Below are 11,737 nucleotides of genomic sequence, written 5' to 3' on the forward strand. Positions count from 1 at the left end.
TTGGATGATCTACATCAGCGAAGAGGAGTCAGCCGCCCTCGTCACGCATGAACTTGCTTTCGAGGCGGCGCGCGAGGCTCTCGTGGCGGCAGCATCGCGGCAGAGCTGGGTCTTTCCGGCTGTTCTCGGGCGCACACAGGAGGTGACCAATACCTTCTCAATCAAATCCGGTTCGTCGGGCGAGCTGACCGGCGTGAAAATTGGCTCCTTCTGGTCGGGCAACCCGGCACGTGGCCTTCCGCGCCACAACTCGACCATCGTGCTGCTCGATCAGCATACAGGTCGGCTCGGCGCCGTAGTCGAGGCCGGGAAGGTCAACGCCTACAGGACGGCCGCCGCCGACGCGGTTGCGGCCGATCTTCTTGCGCGCAAGCAAGCCAAGGTTCTGGCGATTTTCGGGGCCGGCAACCAGGCGAGCTTCGAAGTGATGGCGCTGGCACGCATCCGCCCAATCGAAACCGTGCTGGTCGTGGCCCGGCCTTCGCCGCGGCGCGACGCTTTTGTCGATCAGATCGGCGAAAGGGGACTGAAGGCGCGCGCTGCCTTGCCGGAAGAAGCCGTGCGCACGGCCGACATCGTGGTGACGGCGACACCCGCACGCGAACCGCTGTTCGATGCCGCTTGGGTGGGACCCGGAACCCATATCGTCAGCATCGGGTCGGATGCTCCGGGTAAACGCGAATTGCCGAGCGAATTATTTCCCAAGGCACGTCTGTTTTGTGATCTGCTTTCCCAGTCCGTCCAGATCGGCGAGTTCCAATACGTGCGCGACGAGATCGACGCCGGCGTGCTTGTGGTAACACCAATCGGCGACGTTATTGAAAGGCGTGCGCTCGGACGCCGCTTCGACAATGAGATCACGGTCTTCGATAGTTCCGGCATCTCCCTGCAGGACCTCTACATGGCCGACGCGCTGATCCGCGCAAAGGCGTCCCACCGCTGATCAGTTTCGCACCACGCCCCAGTCCCGACGGATTTTTCGACACTCTCCGGCAACAAGGTGATCCCGCGCGATCCTGCAGTCGTGTCAGCGCGGGCGCGCCAAAGGGTTGCCCGCATGAACCACGGATCGCCCCCGATGTCGGCGACTAGCGTCTGGCGCGCCAGAAGGCGAGACGGTCCTGCAACCGATAGCCCTGGATAATCGCCGGCATGAACCACGGATTGCCACGATAGAGCGGGACGGCCGAAGGCGGTCGAAAGTCGAACGCAGTGCGCGACTGCTCGCCATGCCCCATCAACTTGTGGGCCGCACGCATGCCAATCCATGGCGCCCAGACCACGCCCGAACCGCAGAAGCCAGTTGCATAGACCACGCCGTCCTTCTCGAAGATGCGGGGCAGCATGTCTCGGTTCATCGCCACATTGCCGAACCAGCAATGCGAAAGGCGCACGTTCTCCAACTCCGGGAAAAGGTTCACCAGGCCCTTGCGAAGGAGAAGTTTCGGCGCCGCCGGATCGCCGACGCGGGAACTGTCACGGCCCCCCAGCAGGATACGTTTTCCGTCGGGCGAAGGACGATAATAGAAACCGAGTTGCCGGTTCTCGGTGATCGTCATCAGCTTCGGCATCAGTCGCGCCATGACATCGGGCGCAAGTTCTTCGGTGACGATGATCCGGCTGCGGACCGGAACCAGGCGGCGGCGCAGGAAGGGAGCGGCGCCGTCGGTATAGCCGTTGGTACAGACCAGAACCTGCCGTGCATCCATCGTCCCTGCCGAAGTCGCGACGCGGAACCCCGAACCGTTCCTCTCGATCGACTTGACCACTGTATGCGAATGGACCGTCAACCCGGATGCGAGCGCCACCCGCAGGAGCTCAGCATGGAATTTTGCGGGGTGCAGCCCGCCAATGTCCATCCGAACGGTTCCGCCGCGGTAGAAGTCGGTGCCGATATAATTTCGCTGCTCGGCATGCGGAACCGCGTAGGACTCGATTCCCAGTTTCTTCGCCAGCGTCTCGGCGCCGCGCGCCATCTTCTCATACTGTTCATATCCGAATGCGCCTTTGAATTGGCCAACCAGTCGGAAGTCGCAGTCGAGCCCTTCGGTCTTGATGAAGTCGTAGAGGAATTCGCGTGCGATCTTGCCCTCGACCTCGATCGCCATGGCCTTCTCTTCACCGAAGCGCCGGGTGATCGTGGCATGGTCCGGCCGGATGGTCCCGCTCGTAATCCCGCCGTTGCGGGTGGAAGCACCCTCGCCCGGATTCATCGCATCAAAAGCGGCGACCGAGCGTCCCTCGCGCGCCAGCGCAAGCCCGGCCGAAAGCCCGGCATAACCGGCGCCGACAATTGCCACGTCAAGGTTCTTTGCGACTGGCTGCCGCGGCAGCGGCATGACGGGCGCTGCTTCCCACCAGTAGGGTGTGTTCTTGTCGGCGATATGAGGCTCTTGCACGTGGCTGACTTCTCGCTGCATTGCAGGGGTAATCTACGGTCGGTGAAACTTCAGATGTGGTCGTCTCGGACGTCGAGCGCATCACGCAGCCCATCACCGATGAAATTGAAACTGGTTACCGCGATGGTGATTGCAGCTCCGGGAATGATTGCCAGCCAAGGTGCGCTGCCCAGATATTGCTGGGCGCCATTGAGCATGTTGCCCCAGCTGGGCAGTGGCGGCTGGATCCCGTAGCCGAGGAAACTGATGTAGGCTTCCATGAGAATGGCGCGCGCGACCGTCAAGGTGGAAGCGACGATAATCGGCCCCATGGCGTTGGGCAGTATCTCTCGGAACATGATGTGGGTGCCGCTCAATCCCAGCATTCGCCCGGCTAGGACGAACTCGCGTTCGCGTAAAGAGCGGACTTCCGCTTCGACTATGCGGGCAACCTCCATCCAACTGGTGAGGGCGATAATGACGGTGATCATCACAGGACTGGGCTTCAGTGCGGCAGCCAGCGCCAGCAGCAGAAAGATCGATGGGAATGACAGGAATCCATCGACCGTGCGCATCAGCGTGGCCCCGACCCAGCCGCCGCGATAGCCGGCAATTACGCCGACCAGGGTGCCGATGAGTGTCGACAAAACCATGGCAAAGAAACCCACCAGCAGCGAGATTCGTCCCGCCATCAAAAGCCTTGCCGCCACGTCGCGGCCAAGCGGATCGGTACCTAGAAAGTGGTAGCCCGTCAGCGGAGGGGCAAAGCGGGCCCGCAGATCGATATACAGTGAGTCATAAGGCAGGAGATGGGGGCCGAGGACGCAAGCGAGGCTCAGGAAGATGATCATCGCCAACCCGAGCAGAGCCAAGCGATGACGCATGAAACGACGTGCCGCGCGGTTGTTTCTCCATCGGCTTGGAGCTGCATTTGCGGTGAAAGCGGTCATATCGGCTGTCTCCTGTCGGGGAAGTTACGCGCTCAAGCCAGACGAATGCGCGGATCGACAATAGCGACGACAATGTCGGCGATCAGGTTTCCAAGCAGAACGAGGATGGCGGAGAACATCAGCAGCCCCATCACAACCGGATAGTCGCTGTAACCAAGGCTATCGAGGAACAACCGTCCCATTCCTGGCCAGGTAAAGACGGTTTCGGTCACGAGCGCGCCAGTGAGGACACTGGGAAGCTGCATCCCGGCCAAGGTAATCATCGGCAAAAGTGCGTTGCCGACGACATGCTTCATCAGAATCCGGCGTTCACTCAACCCCTTGGCCCGAGCCGTCTTGACGAAGTCCTGGCTAATGGCGTCGAGAGTGGCCGTCCGCATGTAGCGACTCCAGATCGCGACATGGACCAGCGACAGCACGATACTTGGCAGGATCAGATGGTGGAGGTAGCCCAGGATCGAGGCGTCGCCGATCTCGGACATATTACCCGCAGGCAGCCAACCCAACTTCAGGGAAAAGACGTAGATGCCGACGAGTCCGAACCAGAAGGTGGGGACCGACAACGCAACCATGGCCCCGACAGTTGCAAGATAATCGAACAGCGAGTAGCGGCGCGTGGCGCCTCGGATTCCAATCCAGGCGCCAATGGAGATCGCAATTGCGGTTGAGGACCCCATCAGCAGCAGCGTGGCAAAGAGATGGCTGCCGATCACCTTCAATACCGGCGCTCCGTCGCGGAAGGAGTGACCCCAGTCGCCCCGCACCAGCCGCCATGCCCAGTCCAGATATTGGATCCATATGGGTCGATCGAGGCCCAGCAGACCCTTGAGACGCTCGATATCCTGCTGGGTCATTCCGGGATCGAGCCCGAATTGCGCCAGCGGGCCGCCGGGAAGGAGGTTCAGAATGCCGAAGCCGATGATCGAAACGATCACAAGCAGCACCAGGCTCTGCGAGAGGCGATTGAGCAGGAAGCCGCGCATTCGAGTCCCTCCATTGTGGGTTGATGATTTTAGTCTGTTGCCGCCGCCGCGGCGGAATCGGCGGGGCGGCGGCAACTGCGTGGATTAGGCCTTCCACTGCCAGGCTGCGGCATCCCACGACGCGGTGCGGGTGTTGGCGTTGGGCTCGAAGCCGTCCAACCCTTTCTTGCGCCCGAGGACGATTGTGTACGCGAACAGCGGCAGGAAGGGCAGATCATGGCGCACCACTTCCTGCACGCGATTATAGATCCCGCGTCGTTCTTCCGGATCGAAGCTGCGAGCGCCCTTTTCGAGCAGGGCATCGACCTCAGGGTTGGAATATTGCCCGGTGTTCGAACCGTGTCCGCCTTGAGCGGCGATTGCCTTCGTATGGAGCCGGTTTGTGGCGTCGGGGTCCGCGGCAATCAGATAGGTGACGCCCACCATGGCGGTGTCGAATTGCGACTTCAGCCAGAACTCGCCCCACATAACTGCAGCCGGCAAATTCGAGATCGTCATCTCGACGCCGATCTCGGCAAACGTCTGCTGCAGGAACTGCTGCGTCTGCTCGCGGAGGTTGTTGCCAGAAGTTGTCGAGTTGGAGAAGGACAGCCGCACCCCATCCTTGGCGCGGATTCCATCCGGCCCCGGCGCCCAGCCGGCCTCATCAAGGATTTGGCGCGCCCGGTCCAGATTGAACTCCTGAACCGGCAGGTTCGGGTCGTAGTAGTAGGACTCCTTCGGCATGAAGGTCTCGGTGAGAGTGCCCACGCCGTAATAGATCGTGTCGACGATCGCTTTCCTATCCAAGGCGGCGTAGAGCGCCTGGCGCACTGCCAACTCCTTGAACTGCGGGCGGCCCAAATTGAGGTAGATCGACTCCAGGGATGACCCGGTCTCAAGTGTCACCACGCGGTCTGCTAGTTCGCGGGCTTCAGTATAATGGTCGGCGGTGATGTACGACTGATCGACCAGGTCCACGTCGCCGCTCTTGAATTGCGTGTAGAGCACCGTCATGTCGGGGATGTATTTGAAGATGAGCTGCTCGACATAGGGGCCTTCGCCCGCGTACTCAGGATTGGCGACGAGCTCGATGTGATCACCTGCGACGCGCTGGCTCCATTTGAATGCGCCGGTGCCGACGGGCGCTTGGTTGAAGGCGGCTGTATTCGGATCGGCCTCTTTCTCCAGAATGTGCTTGGGCACGATGAACGTTTCGGCCAAGAACGAAAGATAGGGCGCAAAAGCCTCGTTCATCCGCCATGTGATCTCGGTGGGCGAAACCACTGTGATGTCCTGCACGAGCGAATGGCCGCTCGTGCGCCAAGCGCGAAACTTCGGGTTCGTGATGAGTTCAAGGGTGAATTTCACGTCCTCGGCCGTGAAGGGCTCACCGTCGTGCCAGCGGGCATTGTCACGCAACCGGATGCGCCAGTTGAGACCGTCCTCCGAAATGCCGCCGTTCTTTTGGCTTGGCACCTCGGCTGCGAGGTTTGGATGTAGGCCACCTTGGGGATCCATGCGGACCAGCGCGTCGAAAACCGAGAAATGGACCGCGTCATCGACTTCGATATGCGCCATCAGCGGATTGAACACGGTCGGCTCTTGGGAGAGGCCGACGATGACGCGACCGGCCGGGCCTGCAGGAGGGGTCTTGGCGAAGGCGGGCTTGCCCAACAGATTGGGCGCGATGAGGCCTGCAGCCCCACCTATCGCCATCAGTCGCAGCGCTTCGCGCCTCGAGTAGTTGGACGTAGTCGATGAATTTTTGGTCATGGTAGTTCCTCTCTTGTTATTTCTTATGCGTTTGCTGCTACTGGACGGGCATTGCCCGGCCGCTCTCCTGGAATTGCCGCTACCAGTTGGCGCGTGTAGGCTGCTTGCGGGTTCAGGAATATTTGCGAGGGCGGTCCGCGCTCGACGATCCGGCCCTTCTGCATCACCGCGATTTCGTCGCAGATCTGGCTGGCGACGCGCAGGTCGTGCGTGATGAAGACCATCGACACGCCGGTCTCCCGCTGGATCTGGTCCAGAAGCTGCAGGATCTGCGCCTGAATCGACACGTCGAGTGCGGAGACCGCCTCGTCGGCAATCAACAGCTTCGGCTTGAACATCAGCGCACGAGCGATGCCGATGCGCTGGCGTTGCCCACCCGAGAACTCGTGCGGGTAGCGGCCAAAAGCGCCGTCATCGAGACCGACATGTGCCAGAAGTGCACGCGCTTCATCGCGCGCTTGAGCATAAGGCATCCCGTGCGCCACCGGACCTACCGTCATGATGTGGCCGACCGTCGAGCGTGGATTCAGAGAAGCGAAGGGATCCTGGAAGATCATCTGGATCCGCGGTCGAAGCGGGCGGAACTTCGCTTCGGAAAGCTTGGCTATGTCACAGCCCTCGAACAAGATCCCGCCGCCGTCACTGTCCAGCAGCTTGATCAGGAGCCGGCCCAGCGAGGATTTCCCCGAACCGCTCTCGCCTACGACCCCCAGCGTGCGGCCGGGCGCCAGTTCGAACGACACCTCGTTTACCGCTGTCACAACTCGTTGCGCGCCGAACAGCGCGCTGCCGCCGCGATAGGTCTTCACCAGACCCTCAACCTTCAGGATCGGCTCCTTGCTGGCAGCCTCCGGACGAGGGCGATCTTCGCCGGTCAAATGCGGTACGGCTGCAATCAGGCGCTGGGTATAAGGGTGCTTGGGCGAGTTCAACACCTGCTCGGCGCTGCCTTGTTCGACGACATGGCCCTTTTCCATCACGACGACGCTGTCGGCGATCTCGGCCACCACGCCGAAATCGTGGGTGATGAACATCACGCTCATGCCCTTGCGCCGCTGAATGTCACGGATCAGTTGCAGGATCTGAGCCTGGGTGGTGACGTCGAGCGCGGTGGTTGGTTCATCCGCAATCAGCACCGTCGGCTCGAGCGCCAGGGCCATGGCGATCATGACGCGCTGCCGCTGCCCGCCCGAAAGCCGGAAAGGGTACTGGTGATACATGAGTTCGGGATCTGGCAGGCCTACTTCAGTGAGCAGCTCGATAGCGCGGTTTCGACAGATTTGTGGCGTGCCGAAGCCATGCGCGGCCATGACCTCGTCAATCTGCGCGCCCACCGTCATCAGGGGATTGAGCGCCGAGAGCGGGTCCTGAAAGATCATCGACACGACCCGTCCACGCAGGTTGCGCAGCTTGTCGGGCGACATGCCGATGATGTTCATCCCCTCCAGCTGGATTATTCCCGATGAGAGGCGGATCACCTTGGGCAGTAGCCCCATGATCGCGTTCGCCGTGACCGACTTACCCGATCCGGACTCGCCTATAATGCAGAGTATCTGGCCGCGTTTCAGATCGAAGGAAATGTCCTTGACAGCATGGGTCCGTTCCATGCCTTGCGGCAAATTCACCGTGAGGTCGCGCACCGAAAGCGCCACATCGTGGGGGGCTACAGCCTGGATGCTTGCGACCATCGAGATCACCTCCCCTTTCAACCGAGCGCGTCCACCCTGTTGCGGACCGCTTCATCGCCCTTTGAGCAGAAGCGCCTCACTGTAGCGGCCGTAGTCTGGCCTTCTCGGCGCTTCGCGCGCTGAGGCTGCGAGAGACGGGTTCTGCTCATCCTGGCGGCTCCCTTATGAAATCCGGTCCGTGTACCGGACTCTGTTCCCTTTTTTCTTGGAGAACTCTCCGAAGGGGCAAGCCTTGCCTGTCGAATGTCCTCTGGAGCCTGCCTGCCATAAGGAAGGGTTGCTCCGTTCTTCCAGCCAGTTTGACTGTTCTGTTTCCGCAGAGTCTTCGAAACTTGGCCCTCGGGCGGCAGGAACTTCTGAAAAGAACATCCAGTTCGGCATTTCACTCTGTTCGCGTTTCGGCGCGGAAACCGGGATCAGGCAACCATATCCTTCATCCGGCAATACGCGCCCATGAGGGATAGGACCAAGGCTTTCCGGTGTACATCGGCACATGTGCAGGCCATGCCGCCGAGCGGATTGGTGACCGTGCGGCCCATCACAATGTCGGCCAAGGCGCTGCCGATCAAGGTCGACGACTGCGCCGTGTGCCGCCCATGCCGCAGATGACGCGACTGCATGAAGTTTACTCCCGCTTGCTCCGCGCAGCGAGCTTTTCGCGCAATAATTGCCTGTCCTGGGGGCTGCTAAACGCAGGAAATTCCGTCCAGGCACAAACTCCGCAGCCTGCATTTGCGGGCGGCAGGTTAGGATGCTTCAAATTACCGGAGTCCCATCCATGCCCGCGCCGCTCATGCACATCGACTGCAGCCCTTCCCTCCCTCGCGAGGCGGACGTCGTCGTCATCGGCGGCGGCGTGGTGGGCGTGTTCAGCGCATACTATCTGGCGCGCCGCGGCCTCAAGGTCGCCCTGGTCGAGAAGGGGCGCATCGCGGCCGAGCAGTCCAGCCGCAACTGGGGCTGGTGCCGCCAGCAGAACCGCGATGCGCGCGAGCTGCCGATGGCGACCAAGAGTCTCGACCTCTGGGAGAAGGTGGCACAGGAGACCGGCCAAGACACCGGCTTCCGCCGCTGCGGGCTCCTCTATCTCTCACAGGACGAAAATGAGCTGGCAGGCTGGGCAAAGTGGCGCGATTTTGCGAGAACGGTCGGGGTCACCACGCACATGCTGAGCGCGGAAGAAGCCACCGAACGGGGCAAAGCGACGGGCCGCAAATGGAAAGGTGGCGTGTTCTCGCCAACTGACGGAACGGCGGACCCTTCCAAGGCAGTGCCGGTTGCCGCGCGCGGCATCATGGCGGCGGGCGGCACCGTACATCAGCACTGCGCGGCGCGCGGGCTGGAGTTGAGCGCCGGCCGGGTGAGCGCTGTGGTTACCGAAGCCGGCACCATCCAGACAAAGACCGTTGTCATGGCCGGGGGCGCGTGGGCTTCTTCCTTCTGCAACCAGCTTGGTGTGCGTTTCCCGCAAGCTGCCGTGCGTTCGTCCATTCTGGCCGTGGCACCCGGCGCAAACAGCCTGCCGGATGCCCTGCATACCACGCGCGTCTCTCTGACGCGGCGTAGCAACGGTGGATACGCGCTGGCGATCAGCGGGCGGGCGCGTGTCGATCCAACGCCGCAGCAGTTCAGGTTCAGCCGCGAGTTTGTACCTATGTTCGCCCGCCGCTGGCGCAATCTCGCCCCGGGCGCCTTCGACGGCTGGCGTCAGGGCCATGAAAGCCTGCGCAAATGGACCCTCGACGACATCACGCCAATGGAACGGAACCGCATTCTCGACCCGAAGCCCGACATGGGACAGATTCGGCTGACATATCGAAGAGCCTGCGAATTGATCCCCGAACTCCAACGCGTCGCGATCTCCGATATGTGGGCGGGTTATATCGACAGTACACCCGATGGCATTCCCGCAGTCGGCGAAGTGGAGGGGATTCCGGGTTTCATCCTGGCGGCCGGATTCAGCGGTCACGGCTTCGGGATTGGCCCCGGCGCGGGGCATATGATCGCCGACATCATTACAGGCAGCGAGCCGATCGTCGATCCGCGTCCTTATAGGCCCGAGCGCCTGAAGACTGCTGCGTGGGGCAAGGTCGCTGAATTCTGAGAAGACCGTCTTGCCAACATACAATCGATCGCACACGAGATTGAGGTCACGAGGCGGCCAGCACCAAAAAACAGGGAAGTGACGATGCGCGAATATGAGATTGCCGCCATTCCTGCCGACGGGATCGGCCCAGAGGTGATTGCCGCAGGTCTCCAGGCGCTTGAGGCGCTGCAGCAGCGCTGCGGCGACTTCAAGCTCCGCGTCCAGCACTTCGACTGGGGCTCAGACTATTACAAGGCCCATGGTCGGATGATGCCCGAAGATGGGGTGGCGCAACTGAAGCGCTTCGACGCCATCTTCTTTGGCGCGGTGGGCGCCCCCGATCTGCCTGACGACATCACGCTCTGGGGCCTCCGGCTGCCGATCTGCCAAGGCTTTGATCAGTACGCCAACGTGCGGCCGACCAGGATATTGCCCGGGATTGTTTCGCCGCTGGCGGGCGTTGGCCCTGGCGATCTGGATTGGGTGATCGTGCGGGAGAATTCCGAGGGCGAGTATTCGGGCCACGGCGGCCGCGCCCATCGCGGACTCCCCGAGGAGGTCGGAACCGAGGTCGCGATCTTCACGCGCGTCGGCGTCACCCGCATCATGCGCTATGCATTCCGGCTGGCGCAGTCACGGCCGCGAAAGCTCCTGACAGTTGTTACGAAATCCAACGCGCAGCGTCACGGCATGGTAATGTGGGACGAAATCGCAGCCGAGGTGGCGCAGGAATTCCCGGACGTCGCGTGGGACAAGATGCTAGTCGATGCTATGACAGTGCGTATGACGTTGAAACCTCGGAGCCTCGATACAATCGTCGCCACCAATCTTCACGCCGACATATTGTCGGACCTTGCAGGCGCGCTCGCGGGCAGTCTCGGCGTTGCACCGACCGCCAACATTGATCCCGAGCGGCGCTATCCCTCGATGTTCGAGCCAATTCACGGCTCGGCATTCGACATCGCCGGCAAAGGTATTGCCAACCCGGTCGCCACCTTCTGGACCGCTGCCCAGATGCTCGAACATCTGGGCGAGAGCGCAGCGGCCGTGCGGTTGATGAGCGCTGTGGAAGCGGTGACGAGTGAAGGCGTGCTGACGCCGGACTTAGGAGGGACAGCGACCACGCAGGAGGTGACGGACGCCGTCTGTCGGGCGATCCGCGGTTCGAACGTGTGACAGGTTTCCAGTGAAGCTCGACAGGATCGACATCAAGATCTTATCCCAACTGCAAAAGAACGGGCGGGTCACCAATGTCGAGCTTGCCGACCTGGTCAACCTTTCGCCGAGCCCTTGCCTGATGCGGGTGAAGAAGCTTCAGGCGGAAGGCTTCATCACCGGCTATTCCGCCCAGATCGATGTGTCCAAGCTCGGACAGACTCTAACGATCTTCACTGAAGTCACGCTCAAGCACCATCAACAGAACGACTTCGCGAGATTTCTCACCGCAATTCAGAAAGTCGATTCTGTCATCGAATGCCATCTAGTTTCAGGCGGCTACGACTATCTTGTGAAGTTTGTCACAGCGGGCATCAGCGAGTACCAGACGATCATGGAGCGCATGATCGAATTGGATATCGGAATCGACAAATATTTCAGCTTCGTCGTGCTGAAGTCACCGATCGTGAAATCCCATTTGCCTCTCGACATCATTTTCGACAAATGAGAAAGCTGCTCCGGCTCGGTCCTCAAGCGGCCGCGCTCGTGCCAAGCTCCATCTTGTTGCGCGCGCGGCATTTGTCGAATGACGGTGTCACGATTCGGCGGAGGCCGTCATTGCCACTCGCCTGAACGGCGCTTAGCCTAAAACTTCGACTGCATCTGGACATTTCCAGCGAACGCCTGTTTTCGCCTTGTCCTCGTCAAATGGCTTGAATATATATCATGCAATGATATATAG

At 61.1% G+C, this 11,737-nt stretch carries 10 protein-coding genes; 4 read left to right on the forward strand and 6 right to left on the reverse strand.

What is annotated here, in order from left to right:
- Nucleotides 1-4: 4 nt before the first annotated feature.
- Nucleotides 5-943 (forward strand): ornithine cyclodeaminase family protein, encoded by a 939-nt coding sequence (locus NKK47_RS20250; protein WP_352578038.1) that lies wholly within the window; start codon nt 5-7, stop codon nt 941-943.
- Nucleotides 944-1,088: 145 nt separating this feature from the next.
- Here the strand turns inward: NKK47_RS20250 and NKK47_RS20255 are convergent, their stop codons facing one another.
- The 6 genes from NKK47_RS20255 to NKK47_RS20280 all read right to left on the reverse strand — a co-directional run bounded on the left by NKK47_RS20255 (nt 1,089) and on the right by NKK47_RS20280 (nt 8,374).
- On the reverse strand, nt 1,089-2,420 hold the full coding sequence (locus tag NKK47_RS20255) for an NAD(P)/FAD-dependent oxidoreductase (protein ID WP_502905023.1): 1,332 nt from the start codon (nt 2,418-2,420) through the stop codon (nt 1,089-1,091).
- Nucleotides 2,421-2,449: 29 nt separating this feature from the next.
- On the reverse strand, nt 2,450-3,328 hold the full coding sequence (locus tag NKK47_RS20260) for an ABC transporter permease (protein WP_023678809.1): 879 nt from the start codon (nt 3,326-3,328) through the stop codon (nt 2,450-2,452).
- A 32-nt stretch (nt 3,329-3,360) separates the two neighbouring features.
- Nucleotides 3,361-4,311 carry an ABC transporter permease gene (locus tag NKK47_RS20265; protein ID WP_352578040.1) on the reverse strand — a complete coding sequence of 317 codons (951 nt, stop codon included), beginning with the start codon at nt 4,309-4,311 and terminating at the stop codon, nt 3,361-3,363.
- An 84-nt stretch (nt 4,312-4,395) separates the two neighbouring features.
- Nucleotides 4,396-6,066 carry a peptide ABC transporter substrate-binding protein gene (locus NKK47_RS20270; protein ID WP_352578041.1) on the reverse strand — a complete coding sequence of 557 codons (1,671 nt, stop codon included), beginning with the start codon at nt 6,064-6,066 and terminating at the stop codon, nt 4,396-4,398.
- Between the two features lie 23 nt (nt 6,067-6,089).
- Nucleotides 6,090-7,754, reverse strand: coding sequence for an ABC transporter ATP-binding protein (locus tag NKK47_RS20275; protein WP_352578078.1), 1,665 nt, complete (start codon nt 7,752-7,754; stop codon nt 6,090-6,092).
- Nucleotides 7,755-8,170: 416 nt separating this feature from the next.
- Nucleotides 8,171-8,374 (reverse strand): hypothetical protein, encoded by a 204-nt coding sequence (locus NKK47_RS20280; RefSeq protein ID WP_352578042.1) that lies wholly within the window; start codon nt 8,372-8,374, stop codon nt 8,171-8,173.
- 158 nt (nt 8,375-8,532) lie between these two features.
- Between NKK47_RS20280 and NKK47_RS20285 the strand changes: the two genes are divergently transcribed.
- The 3 genes from NKK47_RS20285 (at nt 8,533) to NKK47_RS20295 (ending at nt 11,503) form a co-directional block, all read left to right on the forward strand.
- A complete protein-coding gene (locus tag NKK47_RS20285; protein ID WP_352578043.1) occupies nt 8,533-9,858 on the forward strand; it encodes an NAD(P)/FAD-dependent oxidoreductase in 1,326 nt (441 codons plus the stop codon).
- A gap of 84 nt (nt 9,859-9,942) precedes the next feature.
- Nucleotides 9,943-11,016, forward strand: coding sequence for a tartrate dehydrogenase (locus tag NKK47_RS20290; RefSeq protein ID WP_352578044.1), 1,074 nt, complete (start codon nt 9,943-9,945; stop codon nt 11,014-11,016).
- Nucleotides 11,017-11,026: 10 nt separating this feature from the next.
- Nucleotides 11,027-11,503, forward strand: a complete 477-nt coding sequence (locus NKK47_RS20295; RefSeq protein WP_023678802.1) for an Lrp/AsnC family transcriptional regulator — start codon at nt 11,027-11,029, stop codon at nt 11,501-11,503.
- Nucleotides 11,504-11,737 lie beyond the last annotated feature (234 nt).

This window comes from Mesorhizobium sp. M0019, assembly GCF_040323975.1.
In the GTDB taxonomy this organism is placed as follows: Bacteria; Pseudomonadota; Alphaproteobacteria; order Rhizobiales; family Rhizobiaceae; genus Mesorhizobium.

Coding starts and splice junctions, on each gene's coding strand:
- NKK47_RS20250 (WP_352578038.1), top strand. CDS start 5: ATGATCTACATCAGCGAAGAGGAGTCAGCCGCCCTCGTCACGCATGAA.
- NKK47_RS20255 (WP_502905023.1), bottom strand. CDS start 2,420: ATGCAGCGAGAAGTCAGCCACGTGCAAGAGCCTCATATCGCCGACAAG.
- NKK47_RS20260 (WP_023678809.1), bottom strand. CDS start 3,328: ATGACCGCTTTCACCGCAAATGCAGCTCCAAGCCGATGGAGAAACAAC.
- NKK47_RS20265 (WP_352578040.1), bottom strand. CDS start 4,311: ATGCGCGGCTTCCTGCTCAATCGCCTCTCGCAGAGCCTGGTGCTGCTT.
- NKK47_RS20270 (WP_352578041.1), bottom strand. CDS start 6,066: ATGACCAAAAATTCATCGACTACGTCCAACTACTCGAGGCGCGAAGCG.
- NKK47_RS20275 (WP_352578078.1), bottom strand. CDS start 7,754: ATGGTCGCAAGCATCCAGGCTGTAGCCCCCCACGATGTGGCGCTTTCG.
- NKK47_RS20280 (WP_352578042.1), bottom strand. CDS start 8,374: ATGCAGTCGCGTCATCTGCGGCATGGGCGGCACACGGCGCAGTCGTCG.
- NKK47_RS20285 (WP_352578043.1), top strand. CDS start 8,533: ATGCCCGCGCCGCTCATGCACATCGACTGCAGCCCTTCCCTCCCTCGC.
- NKK47_RS20290 (WP_352578044.1), top strand. CDS start 9,943: ATGCGCGAATATGAGATTGCCGCCATTCCTGCCGACGGGATCGGCCCA.